12 protein-coding genes are annotated in these 15,501 nt (G+C 71.9%); 11 read left to right on the top strand and 1 reads right to left on the bottom strand.

Features of this window, described 5'->3' with window-relative positions:
• The first annotated feature begins 139 nt into the window (after nucleotides 1–139).
• From BC793_RS04255 to BC793_RS50490, 4 genes are read left to right on the top strand one after another with little or no spacing between them, the layout of a single operon-like run.
• Nucleotides 140–1,435, top strand: coding sequence for a MarR family transcriptional regulator (locus BC793_RS04255; RefSeq protein WP_109589382.1), 1,296 nt, complete (start codon nucleotides 140–142; stop codon nucleotides 1,433–1,435).
• Nucleotides 1,432–2,670, top strand: coding sequence for an amidohydrolase family protein (locus BC793_RS04260; RefSeq protein ID WP_109589384.1), 1,239 nt, complete (start codon nucleotides 1,432–1,434; stop codon nucleotides 2,668–2,670). The genes BC793_RS04255 and BC793_RS04260 overlap by 4 nt, the downstream gene beginning before the upstream one ends.
• Nucleotides 2,670–3,050 carry a RidA family protein gene (locus BC793_RS04265; protein ID WP_109589386.1) on the top strand — a complete coding sequence of 127 codons (381 nt, stop codon included), beginning with the start codon at nucleotides 2,670–2,672 and terminating at the stop codon, nucleotides 3,048–3,050. The genes BC793_RS04260 and BC793_RS04265 overlap by 1 nt, the downstream gene beginning before the upstream one ends.
• A 49-nt stretch (nucleotides 3,051–3,099) precedes the next feature.
• Complete coding sequence (locus BC793_RS50490; protein ID WP_211340630.1) at nucleotides 3,100–5,244, top strand: serine/threonine-protein kinase; 2,145 nt, start codon at nucleotides 3,100–3,102, stop codon at nucleotides 5,242–5,244.
• Between the two features lie 205 nt (nucleotides 5,245–5,449).
• Here the strand turns inward: BC793_RS50490 and BC793_RS04275 are convergent, their stop codons facing one another.
• Nucleotides 5,450–8,596 (bottom strand): bifunctional cytochrome P450/NADPH--P450 reductase, encoded by a 3,147-nt coding sequence (locus tag BC793_RS04275; protein WP_203896283.1) that lies wholly within the window; start codon nucleotides 8,594–8,596, stop codon nucleotides 5,450–5,452.
• Between the two features lie 49 nt (nucleotides 8,597–8,645).
• Between BC793_RS04275 and BC793_RS04280 the strand changes: the two genes are divergently transcribed.
• The 7 genes from BC793_RS04280 to ureG all read left to right on the top strand — a co-directional run bounded on the left by BC793_RS04280 (nucleotide 8,646) and on the right by ureG (nucleotide 15,500).
• A complete protein-coding gene (locus BC793_RS04280) occupies nucleotides 8,646–9,215 on the top strand; it encodes a TetR/AcrR family transcriptional regulator (RefSeq protein ID WP_158319198.1) in 570 nt (189 codons plus the stop codon).
• Between the two features lie 204 nt (nucleotides 9,216–9,419).
• Entirely contained in the window at nucleotides 9,420–11,444 is a 2,025-nt protein-coding gene (locus tag BC793_RS04285; RefSeq protein WP_239170136.1) for an acyltransferase family protein, read from the top strand.
• A 153-nt stretch (nucleotides 11,445–11,597) separates the two neighbouring features.
• Complete coding sequence (locus BC793_RS04290; protein ID WP_109589394.1) at nucleotides 11,598–11,900, top strand: urease subunit gamma; 303 nt, start codon at nucleotides 11,598–11,600, stop codon at nucleotides 11,898–11,900.
• On the top strand, nucleotides 11,897–12,304 hold the full coding sequence (locus BC793_RS04295; RefSeq protein WP_109589396.1) for an urease subunit beta: 408 nt from the start codon (nucleotides 11,897–11,899) through the stop codon (nucleotides 12,302–12,304). Before BC793_RS04290 ends, BC793_RS04295 begins: the two co-directional genes overlap by 4 nt.
• Nucleotides 12,301–14,019, top strand: a complete 1,719-nt coding sequence (locus BC793_RS04300) for an urease subunit alpha (RefSeq protein WP_109589398.1) — start codon at nucleotides 12,301–12,303, stop codon at nucleotides 14,017–14,019. Before BC793_RS04295 ends, BC793_RS04300 begins: the two co-directional genes overlap by 4 nt.
• Before the next feature lie 36 nt (nucleotides 14,020–14,055).
• Nucleotides 14,056–14,700, top strand: coding sequence for an urease accessory protein UreF (locus BC793_RS04305; protein ID WP_109589400.1), 645 nt, complete (start codon nucleotides 14,056–14,058; stop codon nucleotides 14,698–14,700).
• 101 nt (nucleotides 14,701–14,801) lie between these two features.
• A complete protein-coding gene (gene ureG, locus BC793_RS04310) occupies nucleotides 14,802–15,500 on the top strand; it encodes an urease accessory protein UreG (protein ID WP_109590312.1) in 699 nt (232 codons plus the stop codon).
• The last annotated feature ends 1 nt before the right edge of the window (nucleotide 15,501 follow it).

Below are 15,501 nucleotides of genomic sequence, written 5' to 3' on the forward strand. Positions count from 1 at the left end.
TTCGTTAATAGTTCGTTTTCGATGCGCCCTAGCGTGCGGCCCTGACCATGCGATCGTCAAGGGCGACTTGACCGGGGGCGGTCGGTCAGCGACGCTACGACGGCAATAACGAACCACTTGAGAACGAGACGGGGCCGGCATGATCGGATTGGTGGTGCACGCCAGCCACCGGGCACGCTTCGCCGACGCGGCGAGCACGCTCACCGGTGTCGAGTTCGCCTGGGCGGTCTACGAGCGCGAGGACGAGATCCGCGACCGGGTGTCCGGGCTGCTCCGCGGTCACCGGCTCGACGGGCTCCTCCTCGGCCTCGCGCCGTACGCGAAGGCCCGTGACCTGCTCCCCGCCGACCTGCCGGTCACCGTCACCCGCTCCGCCGCCCTCGACCTGGCACTGGCCTGGGCCCGCGCCCGCGGCAACGGATGGCCCGCCACCCCGGTCAGCGTCGACACCTTCACCACCGAGACGATCGACGAGGTGGCCGCCGCTCTCGACCTGGACCGGACGGCGATCGCGGCGCTGCCGTTCGACCCGGACCAGCCGGTCACCGAGGTCGTCGACTTCCACCGCGAGCATCTGGCACGCACCGGCGCGCCGTACGTGATCAGCGTCCGGATGGGGGTGGCGGCGGCCCTCGACGGCCGGACCGCCGTGCTGCACGCCCTGGCCACCCCCGGCACCATCCGCGCCGACCTGCACGAACTGGCCCTGCGGATCCACACCAAACGGGCCGACGGCCAGCGCTTCGCCGCCGGGCTGTTCCTGGTCGCCAGACCGGAGCAGAGCAGTGATCTGGACCGGGCCCGGGTGGGGCTCCAGCACCTGCTGCTGAACACACCCGAGTTCGCCGACGCCTGGATCGACCAGCGCGGCGCCCGCGGGGTGCTGGTCTTCGCCCCCGCGTCGCTGTTCGACAGCGTCACCCACCACTGGGTCGGACTGCCCGTCCTGGCCGAGGCACGGGAGACGCTCGGCATCCGGGCCGTCGCCGGGTTCGGCATCGGCGCGTCCGCACGGCTCAGCGTCGCCCTCGCCGAGCGCGCCGCGGCCCGGGCCGAGCAGGACGCCGATCCGGGCGCCTACCTGTTCACCGGTGACGGCATGACGATCGGCCCGATGGGCGCGTCGGCGGCCCCGCTCACCTACACCTACCGCGAGCACGGCGAGATCGAGCGCCTGGCCGGCCGGGCCGGACTCAGCCCGGCCACCCTGTCCCGGCTCGCCGCGATCGAACGCAACCTGGACGGCCAGCCGCTGTCCCCCGCCGAACTCGCCCGCACACTCGGCATCACCGATCCCAGCGGGCGGCGACTGATCCGCAAGCTGACCGGCGCCGATCTGGTGATCGAGACGGGCAGCGCACAGGAGAGCCGCAAGGGCCGCCCCACCCGACTGTACCGGCTCGCCATCACACCGGCGCTGGACGCCACCCGATGATCTGGGACCTGCTGCTCACCGGCGGCTCGCCCGCAGACGTGGCCGTCCGGGACGGCCGGATCGCCGCGGTCGGGGACCTGCCCCGTACCGCCCGCACGATCGTCGACGTGACCGGCTGCCTGGTCACCCCCGGCCTGATCGACGTGCACACCCACGTCGGCCCCGGCTACTGGGGCATCGACCCGGACCCTGTCGCCTGGCGCTCCGGCGTCACCACCTGGGTGGACGCCGGATCGGCGGGCGCCTACACGGTGGCCGGGCTGCGCGCCGTCGCCCGCACCGCCACCGTCCGGGTCCACGCCCTGCTCAACATCTCCGCCGTCGGCCTGGCCGGGCGCACCGGGGAGAGCCGCGACCTCGCCAACTGCGACGTGGCGCTGGCGATCGACACCATCCAGGCCGACCGTGAGCTGTTCCACGGCGTCAAGGTGCGCATCGACGCCGAGACCGTCGGCGCCAACGGGGTCGAGCCGCTGCGCCGCGGGCTGACCGCCGCCCAGGCCTGCGGCGTGCCCGTCATGGTCCACATCGGTACCGCGCCACCCGCCCTCGACGAGGTGCTCGACCTGCTGCGGCCCGGCGACCTGGTGACCCACTGCGCCAGTGGCATCGCCGCGCCGCTCGGGCCGGCCGTCCGCGACGCCGTCGGCCGGGGTGTGCTGCTCGACCTCGGGCACGGTTCCGGCGGCTTCGCCTTCGACGTCCTGGAAGCCCAGCTGGAGGCGGGCCTGCGCCCGTACACGGTCTCCACCGACCTGCACGCCCGGTCACTGCACGGCCCGGTCTTCGATCTGCCCACCACCATGGCGAAACTGCTGGCCTGCGGCGTCGCGCTAGCCGAGGTGATCGCGGCGGTCACCGCACACCCGGCGCGGGCGCTGGGCCTGCCCGGCGGTTCCCTCACCGTCGGCGACCCCGCCGACCTGGCGATCTTCGAGGTACGGGACGAGCCGCTCACCGTCGTCGACGCACACCGGCAGGTCCGCGTCTCACCCGTGCGGCTGCTCAACCGGGCGACGTACGTGTCGGGCCGCCCCCTGCCACCCCGGCTGCCCGCCGCCCCACCGCCGTGGATCCCGCTCACCGACCGGCAGCGGGCCGCCCTGGCCCGCCGCGAGCACGACATCCGCGCCCTGCTCGCCACGCCGCTCGTGGACGTGGACGGGCTGGCCGAACAGTTCCCCAGAACCTCTCCAGATCCGAACCTTCCCAGATCCGAACCGAGGAGTTCCTGATGCCCAAGCGCGCTGTGATCACCGACAAGGCGGGGCCGGCCGGCGGCCCGTACTCGCACGCCGTCGTCGCCGGCGACACGATCTACCTGGCCGGCGCGATCCCCTCGCTGCCCGACGGCACGCGGGTCACCGGCAGCTTCGCCGAGCAGGCACACGCCGCCTTCCGCAACCTGGCGGCCGTCGCCGAGGCCGCCGGGTCCAGCCTGGACGACGCCGTCCGCGTCGGCGTCTACCTGCGCGACTTCGCCGACTTCCCGGAGATGAACGAGATCTACCGCGAATACATCAAGGGCGAGCACCTTCCGGTACGCACCACCCTGCCGGTCCCGCTGGTCGGCTTCGACATCGAGATCGACGCCGTCCTCTACACCGGCGAGTAGCCGGGGCACGCACGGGTAGCCGGGCGCTCTCCTGGGTAGGGGAACATCCATGCCTCACACCGGAGAGTTGCTCGGCGGACGATACCGGCTCGACGATCGGATCGCCGCCGGTGGCATGGGCGAGGTGTGGCAGGCGACGGACACGGTGCTCGGGCGGGCGGTCGCGGTCAAGACACTGCTCGCCGACCGGGCCACCGATCCCGGTTTCCAGCGACGGTTCCGGCACGAGGCACAGGCCCTCGCCGCGCTACGCCATCCGGGTGTGGTTCCGGTCTACGACTTCGGGAACACCGCGGTCGAGGACGCGTACCTGGTGATGGCCCGGGTCGACGGGCAGCCGCTGAACCGGGTGCTCGCCGAACGCGGGCGGCTCTCCCCGGCCGAGACCATGTCGGTGGTGGCGCAGGCCGCCCAGGCACTGGAGGCCGCACACGAGGCGGGCATCGTCCACCGGGACGTCAAACCCGGCAACCTGCTCATCGAACCGGACGGCACGGTCGTGCTGGTCGACTTCGGGGTGGCCCGGTCCGCGCACTCCGGCACGGTCACCGGCGCCGGCGAGGTGGTCGGCACCGCCCTCTACATCGCACCCGAGCAGGTCGCCCAGCATGTCGCCGGTCCACCGGCGGACGTGTACGCGCTGGGGGCACTCGCCTACCACTGTCTGGCCGGGCATCCGCCGTTCCAGGGTAAGAACCCGATCGCGATCGCCCTGCAACATCTGGAGGACGAGGCCCCGGAACTGCCGGGGGACGTGCCGCCGGTGGTTCGGGACATCGTGCGTACCGCCCTGTCCAAGAACCCCGGCGACCGGTTCGCCTCAGCGGGCGTCATGGCGGAGGCGGCACGGGCGGCGGTCGCCGAATCCCCCGCCCCGGGCGCCGCGGCCTTCCCCATTCCGGCCGCCATCGGCTTCCCCGACCCGGACGCCATCGGGTCTCCCGCTCCGGACGACGGGTCTCACTTTTCGGACGCCAGGTCTCTCCCTTCGGCCGCCCGGTCTGTCCCTTCGGACGCCGCCGGGTCTCCCGCGAAGGCGGACGACGGACTCGCCGCCACCCGGGCGGGATCGCCGTGGATCGGTGCCCTCGGGATGCAACCGCTGGACAACACCGCGATCAACCACGTGCTCGATGACACCGCGCCGGGCACGGCTGTCGGCGAAGCTACCGAGGCGGACGCCACCGGCATTCCCCGGCAGAGACCGGCGCCCCACTCGGGCGCAGGCGTGGCCGATGCAGGCGCGGCCGGTGCAGGCGCGGCCGGTGCAGGCGCGGCCGGTGCAGGCGCGGCCGGTGCAGGCGCGGCCGGTGCAGGCATGGGCGGTACAAGCGCGGGCGCTACAGGTGCGGCCGGTGCAGGCGCGGCCGGTGCAGGCGCGGCCGGTGCAGGCGCGGCCGGTGCAGGCATGGGCGGTACAAGCGCGGGCGCTACAGGTGCGGCCGGTGCAGGTGCGGCCGGTGCAGGTGACGGCGATGCAGGTGGCGGCATTGCAGGTGGCGGCATTGCAGGCTCGGCGAATGAGGGCTCGCCTGGTGCAGGCGTCGCCGCTGCGGGTGCCGCAGGAGTAGCCGCGGCAGCGGCCACCCGGAACGGCGGCGTCGCGGCAGCCCGGCCAACGGTCATCGGCGACGCTGCGACGACGACCCGTCCGGCAGCGCCGGAACGGACTCCTCCCCTCGCGGGCACGACAGCCGGGGCCACAACGGGCCGCCGCCGTCTGCTCCCCCTGCTCGTGCTCGCCGCGGTCGTCGTGCTGGGCGGCCTGGGGACACTGGTGGCGACGGATCCGCTCGGCTGGTTCACCGACGAACCGAAGCCGACGACGAACGTTCCGGCCGCGCCGGTGAGTTCCGCGCCGCGGTCCGCCGCACCGGCCGGAGGCGGGAACGGCGGGGAGAGGGCGACCCGGCCCGAACGCACCGGCGAGACGGACAACGAGAGCCGGCCGACGAGCGCTGCGGCGACCACCCGGCCGGCCGAGGCGCCGGAAAGCACCGCACCGACCGCCACGGCGACGACCGGTGACACCACCGAGCCGACCCAGACGGCGACGACCCCGCCGGAGACCGGCGCCCCGGACGAGGAAGAGACCGAGCCGGGCGAGGGTGAGGGCGGCGGCGATGAAGGCGGCGGAAACCAGGCGGCCGGCGATCAGGCCGGCGATCAGGCCGCCGACAACGAAGCCGGCTGACCGGCACCGCCAACAAGACATGCGCCGCTGACAAGACCAGCACCGCCTACAAGAGCAGCACCGAAGACAAGAACAGCACCGCCAACAAGACCGACACCGCTGACAAGATCGGCACCGCTGACAAGATCGGCACCGCCAACAAGGCCGGAAGGCCGATCCTCGCAGCGGAACGGCGCCGGGAACGAAGCCCCGGCGCCGGACCGGATCAGGCGAAGACGTCCTGCTGGTAGCGGCCCACCGCTTCCAGGGAGCGCAGCCACGCCTCGGCCTCGGCCGCGGTGCCACCGGTGTGGCGGCGGAAGATGGCGTACAGCTCGTCGCGGACCGCCGGGGCCATCCGGGCGCCGTCCCCGCACAGGTAGATGTGGCCACCCTGTTCGAGTAGCTCCCACACGGCGTCACCCTCGGCGGCGAGGGCCTCCTGGACGAAGCGATGCGGGTGGCCGTCGACGGCGGAGAAGGCCAGGTGCAGGTCGGTGACGCCGTCGGCGGCCCACTGCTCCATCTCGGCGCGGTACAGCCAGTCGTGTTCCGGGTGCCGGCAGCCGTAGAACAGCTTGGCGGGGCCGCTGCCGGCCGTACGCGCGCGTTCTTGCAGGAAGCCGCGCAGCGGGGCGAAACCGGTGCCCGGTCCGATCAGGATCATCGGGGTGGCCGGGTCCTCGGGCAGCCGGAACGGCGGCGCGGGCACCCGGACGTGGCCGTAGAAGACGTCGCCGGGCGTCAGCCGGGCCAGGTACTGCGAGCACATCCCGCGGTAGCGCCCGTTCCCGGTGCGGGACGGCCCGTCGACCAGGCCGACGGTGATCGTCACGAGGGACGCGTCGACCGCCGGTGACGACGAGATCGAGTAGAACCGCGGCTTGATCGTGCCGACCAGTTCGAGGAAGACCGCGAACGGCAGCTCGACGGCCGGGAACCGTTCGAGCAGGGAGAGCACCGACACGCGTTTGGCCAGGATCTCGTCGGCGTACAGGTCGGCCGAGGTGGTCCAGGAGGTCAGCTGCCGGGTCGTCCACGGGCATGCGGTGTGCTCGGCGAGGACGGCGATCTGGCTGCGGGTGGCCGGTTCCTGGAGCTCGACGAAGTCGGTCAGCAGCAGGCCCGCGGTGACCGGTACGCCGATCGGCAGGCCGGTCGGCCGTTCCCCGTCCTGTCCGAGCCGGATCACCAGGTCGCGGGAGACGCGCAGGGTGTGCAGCGCCCAGTCGACCAGTTCGGGATCGTTCTTGGCGTAGACGGCCAGGTGGTCGCCGGCGGAGTAGGTGATCCCGTCGGGCAGCCGGACGGTGATCGCCTTGACGCCGGGCCGGGGCGCCTCACGGCTGAAGTCCCACAGGCCGGCCGGGTCGCCGACCAGTTCCTCCACCGACATGATCATGACGGGGTGTGCCTGGGTGGAGACGACGGCCGGGCGGATCTGGTCCTCGCCGAGCACCTCGACGCGGTACCGCGGGCCGCCGCTGCCGGCCGGCGTGGCCGCCCCGAACTCGGCGGCGAGTGCGTTCCACAGCCCGTTCAGCCAGGTCTGCGCCATGCCGTCGAAGTCGGCGGAGGCGTCGGTCTCACCGCGGTCGACGAGGGGCCGGGCGCCCGCGGCGGCGAGCTTGGCGAAGACACGACGGGGGTACGCCTGGTAGGTCGCCCACTGGGTGTTGCCGTTGCCGAGCACCGCGAACCGTACCGAGTCCAGCGCCCCGGCCGGGATGTCGAGGTCGTCGAAGGCCTGCGCGTTGTCCGGTGCCTTGCCGTTGTAGCTGGACGTGACGACCGTGAGCAGTCCCTCGGTCGGCAGGTCGGACGCCAGGTCGTCGAGCGTCTGCACGGTGACGTCGAACCCGGAGCGCCGGGCCCGGTCGGCGATCTGCTGGGCGAGGTCCTCGGAGGTGCCCAGGTTGGACCCGTAGGCGACGCGCAGCCGTACCCCCGAGGCCTGGACCTCGACCGTCTCGGACGTCTCCTCGACCGCCTCGTCGAAGGAGAGGCGCTCGTGCGCCAGACGGGGACGGACCCGCAGCCGGAAGCCGTCGGGCTTGATGGTGAGGGTCTGCTTGATGGTCAGCCGGTGACCGGCCGGGTCGGCGATCGCGAACCGCTGGAGCAGCATGGCGAGCGCCAGCCGGGCCTCGGTGAGGGCGAACTGGCGGCCGATGCAGGCCCGCTCGCCGTTGCCGAACGGCTTGTAGGCGTGCGGGTGGTGCCCGGCCTTGGCCTCCGGCAGCCACCGGTCGATGTCGAACGTCTCCGGGTCGGACCAGGCCTTCGGGTGGGTGTGCAGCGGTTTCAGGATCACCGCGACCTTCTGGTGCGCCGGGATCTCCCAGCGGCCGCCGAGCGTGGTCGCCTCACGGGAGGCCAGGCCGATCGCGGTGATCGGCGAGTGCAGGCGCAGCGTCTCGTCGAGGATCCGCGGGATCACGTCGAGCTTCATGATCAGCTCGTAGGTGGGCACGGTGTCGCCGGGCAGGATCCGGTCGACCTCGGCGTAGGCCTGAGCCAGCACGTGCGGGTTGCGCATCAGGTGGTGCAGGGCGAACGAGAGGGTGCCGCTGGTGGTCTCGTGGCCGGCGATCAGGAAGGTGAGGACCTGGTTGCGGATGTTCTCGTCGGACAGCCGCGCGCCGGTGAGCGGGTCGGCGGCTTCGAGCATCAGGCCGAGCAGGTCGTTCGACTTCTCGCCGGAGGCCCGGCGCGCCCGGATCACCTCGTCGACGGTGTCCTGCATGACCGCGATGTCCGACCGGTACGCCGCGTCGGCCCGCTTCTTCAGCCCGGTGACCATCGGCAGCTGCCGGGTCCGGTTCATCGCCTCGGTCAGCGCGCTGCCCATGGCCTGCAGGAACGGGTGCAGCTCGGCCTGCTCGAAGGACCTGAACTGCTGCCCGAACCCGGCGAGGGTGATGGTGTCGAGGGCGAGGCGCGTCATGTCGTCGGAGACGTCCACCTCGGGCCGCCCGGACCAGGCGGTCACCAGGTTGCCGGCGATCTCCAGCATCTGCGGGAAATACGCCTTCATCGACCGCTGACTGAAGGCCGGCAGCAGGATGCGGTGCGCCTGACCCCACACCTCCTCTTCCTCACGTGCGGTGAAGAGGCCGTCACCGGCGAAGTCGCGGACGTGCGCGAGCGGCGGGTCGATCGGCTTGTAGAAGCGGGTCTCGTCGCAGACCTCGGCGACCAGGTCGGGGTCGTGGACGAAGACGACGTGCCGGCCGGCGAGGTTGAGCCGGTAGATGCCGTCGGGGTGCTGCGCGGCTAGGTCGGCGAAGAACCGGTGCGTGCCCTCCACCGGCACCTGCAGTCCATTACCGACGATCGGCAGTCCGCGGGGGGTGGGAATAGCGGCGCTCACGGGGGGATCCTCCTCAGCCATACGGTGTATGGCGACTACCATACGGCGTATGGCACAAACCGCTAAGTCCGGTGATCAACGTTTAACAAAGGGCGCAATCCTCCAAGCGGCCCTGAAAATCGTCGACACCGACGGCGTGGACGCACTGAGCATGCGCAAACTCGCAGGCCAACTGGGTGTGAATCCGATGTCGATCTACCACCACGTGGAGAACAAGGCGGCCCTTCTGGACGGCCTCACCCGCCTGGTCACCGATGGCGCACGTCACATCGCCGTCGGGGACGGAACGTGGCAGCAACAACTGCGCAACCTCGCGTACGAGTTCCGGTCGCTCAGCCTCGCCCACGGCAACCTGATCCGGTACGCCTTTTCGAGTGACGACTTCATCCAGCGCGACGGCCCGATGTGGCGGGCCCTGTGCACGGTGCTGCGCACCGCGGGCCTCCCCGAGACCGAGGTCGAGCGGACCGGCGCGGTCCTGGCCGTACTCGTCGGCGGACTGCTGCACACCGAGGTCAACGGCACGATGCGCCGTCTGATCGGTTCCGGACAGGCCGACGACGCCGGCTTCGCCCTCGCGGTGCAGCTGTTGATCGACGGTGTGGCCGCCCGGGTGTGAGGTGAGCTGACCATGAAGTTGTGATGAACCGGCTGTGGAAGACCTGTGTCGCTGCAGGTAGGCTCGGCCCCCGATCCCGGCCGGTCACTCATCGCTAGGTAGGACATGTCGGTCACTTACGACGCCCAGCTCCACAGTGCGCGGCCGGGGACAGCCTCCCCCTCCGCGCAACCTCACCTCGGTTTCCGACCGGACATCGAGGGGATGCGCGCCATCGCGGTGACGCTCGTCGTGCTCTCGCACGCCGGCATCACCAGCCTCGAGGGCGGATACGTCGGTGTCGACGTGTTCTTCGTGATCTCCGGCTTCCTGATCACGACGCTGCTGCTCAAGGAGCTGAGCCGCACCGGGACCGTCTCGCTGGCCACCTTCTACGCCCGGCGGGCCACCCGGCTGCTGCCCGCGTCGACCGTGGTCCTGCTGGTCACCGTGACCGCCGCCTGGCTGTGGCTCCCGGCCACCCGGTTCAAGTCGATCTCGCTGGACGCGATCTACGCGACGTTCTACGGCATCAACTGGCGCCTGGCGAACGAGGGCGTCCAGTACATGAACGCCAGCGCCGAGCCCTCCCCGCTGCAGCACTTCTGGTCGCTCGCGGTGGAGGAGCAGTTCTACCTGGTCTGGCCGCTCCTGCTGCTGATCTTCGCGCTGGTCTGGGGTAAGCGCCGGGCGCCGGTGATCATCACGTTGATGCTCGTCGTCGCGGCCTCGCTGACGGTCAGCGTGCTGCAGACCTCGACGTCGGCGCCGTGGGCCTACTTCGGCGCGCACACCCGCGCCTGGGAGCTGGCGGTCGGCGCGCTGATCGCGGTCGGCGCGGCCCGCCTCGCCGGCCTCCCGAAGACCCTGGCCGCCGCCCTCACCTGGGCCGGACTCGCCGCCGTGGTCGTCTCGGCGTTCCTCTACGACGAGGAGACCCCGTTCCCCGGCTCGGCCGCGCTCCTGCCGGTGCTCGGCGCGGCCGCGATCATCGCCGGTGGCACGTCCGCTCCGGCCGGCGGCGCCGCGACGATCCTGCGGACCTGGCCGTTCCAGCAGATCGGCAGGTACTCGTACAGCTGGTACCTGTGGCACTGGCCGGTCCTGATGATCGTCCCGCACATGCTCGACGTGGAGCCGAACGTCCCGCTCAACCTCGGCCTCGCGGCCGGTGCGCTGGTGCTGGCGATCGGGTCGTACCACTTCATCGAGAACCCGGCCCGCAACCAGGCGTGGGTGAAGGCCAAGGCGCGCCGCGGCCTGGCCGTCGGCCTCGCGCTCTCCTGTTTCGCCGCCCTGGTCGCCCAGGCCGGTGCGATGAAGCCGCCGCAGCTGGCCAAGGGTGCCCCGGCGGTCGACACCGCGGCGGCCCTCGCGGCGGCCGCCGACCCGGAGGCCGAACTCCGGCGGATCATCGCCGCCTCGGCGGGCACCGGCAAGCTGCCGTCCAACACCACGCCGAAGGTGCAGAGCGCGTGGAAGGACAAGCCGGTCTACTACAACGCCGGATGCCACCTGGACTACCTGGACGCGGTCATGCCGAATCAGTGCGTGTACGGCGACCCGGCCGGCACCCGGACGGTGGTCCTGTTCGGTGACTCGCACGCCGCACACTGGTTCCCCGCGGTCGACACGATCGCCAAGGAGCGTGGCTGGAAGCTGCTGGTCCGCACCAAGAGCGCCTGCAACGCCGCGTCGGTGCTGACCTTCAGCCCCGGGCTCAAGCGGGACTACACCGAATGCCCGGCCTGGCGCGCGGAGGTGCTCGCCGAGATCAAGAAGGCGCAGCCGTACCTCGTGGTGATCTCCTCCAGCGGCAACAACGGCAACCCCCTGGTGGACGAGGCCGGCAACCGCCCCTCCGGACCCGGGCTGGACGCGGAGTGGGCGGCCGGATGGGAGACCACGTACCGCGCGCTCAAGGGGCCGAAGACCAGGCTGGTGCAGATCCGGGACACCCCGTGGCCCGGCTACAACATGCCGGAGTGCCTCGCCGAGCACTCCGACAAGGTCGCCCGGTGCGCCGCGCAGCCGGCGAAGTCGATCGTCCTGCCGGACCGGCAGGTACTCGTCGCCCGGACCGCGAAGACCAACGGGGTCCAGATGATCGACCCGCTCCCCTGGTTCTGCACCGCGGACGCCTGCCCGGGGCTGATCGGCAACGTGCTGGTGTGGCGCGACGACGACCACATCACCACGCGGTACTCCACGATGCTGGCTCCGCTGCTGTCCGCGAGGCTGCCGAAGTAGGGCGCCGCCGACCCGGACAACTGACGAAACGGCCCCGCCACCGGTACGGAAGCACCGGCAGCGGGGCCGTTCCATGTTTTGATCAGTCCGGGGTTACACGTCCGAAACTTCCACCTGCGAGCATTCCGTGGCGCGATCAGCAGGAGGTTCCCTTTGTTCCTCAGCCAGCACGAGCAGGAACGCCTGCTCATCCACGTCGCGGCCGATGTCGCCCAGCGGCGCCGCGACCGGGGTCTCCGGCTCAACTACCCGGAGGCCACCGCGATCATCACCGCCTTCCTGCTGGAGGGCGCGCGCGACGGGCGTACCGTCGCCGAACTGATGGACGCCGGCCGGCGCGTGCTCACCCGTGCGGACGTCATGGAGGGCGTGCCCGAGATGCTGGCCGAGGTGCAGGTCGAGGCCACGTTCCCGGACGGGACCAAGCTCGTCACCGTGCACGGGCCGATCTCATGATCCCCGGCGAGATCCTCTTCGGCGACGGCGACATCGAGATCAACGCCGGGCGCCCGACCGTGGCCCTGACCGTCCGCAACACCGGTGACCGGCCGGTGCAGGTCGGCTCGCACTTCCACTTCGCCGAGTCCAACGCCGCCCTGGAGTTCGACCGGACCGCCGCCTGGGGTCACCGCCTCGCCATCCCGGCCGGCACGTCGGTGCGGTTCGAGCCCGGCATCCCCCGCGACATCACGCTCGTGGCGCTCGCCGGCAACCGCATCGTGCCCGGCCTCCGCGGCCTGGCCGGCGGGCCGCTCGACCGGGTCCCGCCGCCGCCCGCACCCGACCCCACCGACATCGAGCCGGCCGGCTCCCTCGACGAGGACACCGGCGAGGGCGAGCACAACGGGAGCCCGCGATGACATCGTTGGACCGCAGCCGTTACGCGGCGCTGCTCGGGCCCACCAAGGGTGACCGGATCCGGCTCGCCGACACCGACCTGCTGATCGAGATCGAAGAGGACCGCAGCTCCGGCCCGGTCCCCGGCGACGAGGTCGTCTTCGGCGGCGGCAAGGTGATCCGCGAGTCGATGGGACAGGGCCGGGCCACCCGCGCCGAGGGCGCCCCGGACACCGTCATCACCGGTGTCGTCGTCCTCGACCACTGGGGGATCGTCAAGGCCGACGTCGGCATCCGCGACGGCCTGATCGTCGCCATCGGCAAGGCCGGCAACCCGGACACCATGGACGGCGTACACCCCGACCTGGTCATCGGCCCCGGCACCCAGATCCTGGCCGGCAACGGCAAGATCCTCACCGCCGGTGCGATCGACAGCCACGTGCACCTGATCAGCCCGACCATCCTGGACACCGCCCTCGCCGCCGGCATCACCACGATCATCGGTGGCGGCACCGGCCCCGACGAGGGCACCAAGGCCACCACCGTCACCCCGAACGCCTGGCACCTGGCCCGGATGCTGGAGTCGCTGGACACCTGGCCGATCAACGTGCTGCTGCTCGGCAAGGGCAACACGATGTCCGCCGAGTCGATGTGGGAGCAGCTGCGCGGCGGCGCGGGCGGCTTCAAACTGCACGAGGACTGGGGCACCACACCCGCCGCGATCGACGCCTGCCTCCAGGTGTGCGACGCGTCCGGGGTGCAGGTGGCGATCCACACCGACACGCTGAACGAGGCCGGCTTCGTCGAGGAGACGCTGCGGGCCATCGCCGGGCGGTCGATCCACGCCTATCACACCGAGGGCGCGGGCGGCGGGCACGCGCCGGACATCATCACGGTCGCGTCGCACCCGAACATCCTGCCGTCGTCGACCAACCCGACCCGGCCGTACACCCGCAACACCCTCAGCGAGCACCTGGACATGCTGATGGTCTGCCATCACCTGAACTCCTCGGTGCCGGAGGACCTGGCGTTCGCCGAGAGCCGGATCCGGCCGTCGACCATGGCCGCCGAGGACTACCTGCACGATCTGGGCGCCATCTCGATGATCGGGTCGGACTCGCAGGCGATGGGACGGGTGGGCGAGGTGATCATGCGTACCTGGCAGACCGCGCACGTGATGAAGGCCCGCGTCGGCTCCCTGCCGGGCGACGGCGCCGCGGACAACAACCGGGCGAAACGGTATGTCGCGAAGTACACGATCTGCCCGGCGCGGGCGCACGGCATGGACGCCCACGTCGGCTCGGTCGAGCCGGGCAAGCTGGCCGACCTGGTGCTCTGGGATCCGGCGTTCTTCGGGGTACGCCCGGCGGTCGTCCTCAAGGGCGGCATGATCGCCTGGGCGCAGATGGGTGACGCCAACGCCTCGATCCCGACCCCGCAGCCGATGCTGCCCCGCCCGATGTTCGGCGCCTACGGTGTCGTCCCGGCGCAGACGTCCGTCGCGTTCGTGGCCCCGGCCGCGATCGACGCCCTGCTCAACGACCGGATCGGGGTGAAGCGGGCGCTGGTGCCGGTCGGCGACACCCGCTCGGTCGGCAAGGCGGACATGCCGCTGAACGACGCCATGCCCCGCATCGAGGTCAAGGCGGACACGTTCGAGGTGCGCATCGACGGCCAGGTGATCGAACCCGATCCGGTCGACGTGCTGCCGATGGCCCAGCGCTATTTCCTGTTCTGACATGCCACCCCCCACCACCCCCGCCGGGGTCGCGGCATGAGTCTCGGGGCCCTGCTGCTGCTCGCCGACGGGCGGCTGCCCTCCGGTGGGCACGCGCACTCCGGAGGGCTGGAACCACAGATCGCCAACGGGCGGGTCCGGGATGTCGACGGGCTGGCCGGGTTCCTGCGGGGCAGGCTCGCCACCAGCGGCCTGGTGTCGGCGGCTTTCGCGGCCGCCACCTGCGCCGACGTCGGGCGGAGCGCCGAACTGGACGCGGGACTGGACGCCCGGACTCCGTCCCCCGCTCTGCGCCGGGCCTCGCGGGCGCAGGGCCGGGCTCTGCTGCGGGCAGGCCGGGCGATGTGGCCGATCGCCACGATCGGCAGGGAGCCGCATCAGCCGGTGGCGCTCGGCGCCCTCGCCGCGGCGGCCGGGTTGACGCCCGCCGAGGCCGCGATCGCCGCCGCGCACGGCACGATCACCGGCTCGGCCAGCGCCGGCGTTCGGCTGCTCGGCCTCGACCCGTACGCCGTCCACGCGCTCCTGGCACGGTTGACCCCCGAGTGCGACCGGATCGCGGCGCTCGCGGCGGCCCGGTCCGGTGACCCGGTCGACGAGCTGCCGGCCGCGGGCGCACCCCTGCTCGACATCGGCGCCGAGCACCACGCCACCTGGGAGGTCCGCCTCTTCGCCTCCTGAGGAGGAGCCGGACCACACCTTCCGACGACCCGGCCCCGGCACCCCACGTGCCGGACCGGACGCACGAGCTGGACCGAACCATCCTGAAGGGCAGGACGAACATGCATCCGGAACCGCACGAACACGGCCCCGACGAGGTTCCGCACACGCACCCGGAACCCGGTGTGGATCCGCACCTGCCGCTGGACGGCGGGCCCCGCGCGCTGCGCATCGGGATCGGCGGGCCGGTCGGCTCGGGCAAGACCGCACTGGTCGCGGCGCTGTGCCGGGCGCTCGGCGACGAGCTGCGCCTGGCGGTCGTGACCAACGACATCTACACCACCGAGGACGCCGACTTCCTGCTGCGCAACGGTGTGCTCCCGGAGGAGCGGGTCCGCGCCGTGGAGACCGGCTGCTGCCCGCACACCGCGATCCGCGACGACATCTCGGCGAACCTGGACGCCGTCGAGGATCTCGAGGAGAAGCTGGGCCCGCTGGACCTGGTACTGGTCGAGAGCGGTGGCGACAACTTGACGGCGACGTTCAGCAAGGGCCTGATCGACCGGCAGATCTTCGTGGTCGACGTGGCCGGCGGCGACAAGGTGCCCCGCAAGGGCGGCCCCGGCGTGACCACCGCCGACCTGCTGGTGATCAACAAGACGGATCTGGCCCCGATGGTCGGCGCGGACCTGTCGGTGATGGACCGCGACGCCCGGGCGCGGCGGCACGACCTGCCCACGGTCTTCCTGTCGTTGGCCGAGGACAAGCAGGCCACGCCGGTGGCCGACTGGATCCGCGGCCTGGTCGCGGCCCGGGTCTGAG

Origin of the sequence: Actinoplanes xinjiangensis, assembly GCF_003148685.1 — a bacterium.
GTDB lineage: Bacteria > Actinomycetota > Actinomycetes > Mycobacteriales > Micromonosporaceae > Actinoplanes > Actinoplanes xinjiangensis.

Coding starts and splice junctions, on each gene's coding strand:
- BC793_RS04305 (WP_109589400.1), top strand. CDS start 14,056: ATGAGTCTCGGGGCCCTGCTGCTGCTCGCCGACGGGCGGCTGCCCTCC.
- BC793_RS04300 (WP_109589398.1), top strand. CDS start 12,301: ATGACATCGTTGGACCGCAGCCGTTACGCGGCGCTGCTCGGGCCCACC.
- ureG (WP_109590312.1), top strand. CDS start 14,802: ATGCATCCGGAACCGCACGAACACGGCCCCGACGAGGTTCCGCACACG.
- BC793_RS04285 (WP_239170136.1), top strand. CDS start 9,420: ATGCGCGCCATCGCGGTGACGCTCGTCGTGCTCTCGCACGCCGGCATC.
- BC793_RS04265 (WP_109589386.1), top strand. CDS start 2,670: ATGCCCAAGCGCGCTGTGATCACCGACAAGGCGGGGCCGGCCGGCGGC.
- BC793_RS50490 (WP_211340630.1), top strand. CDS start 3,100: ATGCCTCACACCGGAGAGTTGCTCGGCGGACGATACCGGCTCGACGAT.
- BC793_RS04280 (WP_158319198.1), top strand. CDS start 8,646: ATGGCACAAACCGCTAAGTCCGGTGATCAACGTTTAACAAAGGGCGCA.
- BC793_RS04260 (WP_109589384.1), top strand. CDS start 1,432: ATGATCTGGGACCTGCTGCTCACCGGCGGCTCGCCCGCAGACGTGGCC.
- BC793_RS04295 (WP_109589396.1), top strand. CDS start 11,897: ATGATCCCCGGCGAGATCCTCTTCGGCGACGGCGACATCGAGATCAAC.
- BC793_RS04255 (WP_109589382.1), top strand. CDS start 140: ATGATCGGATTGGTGGTGCACGCCAGCCACCGGGCACGCTTCGCCGAC.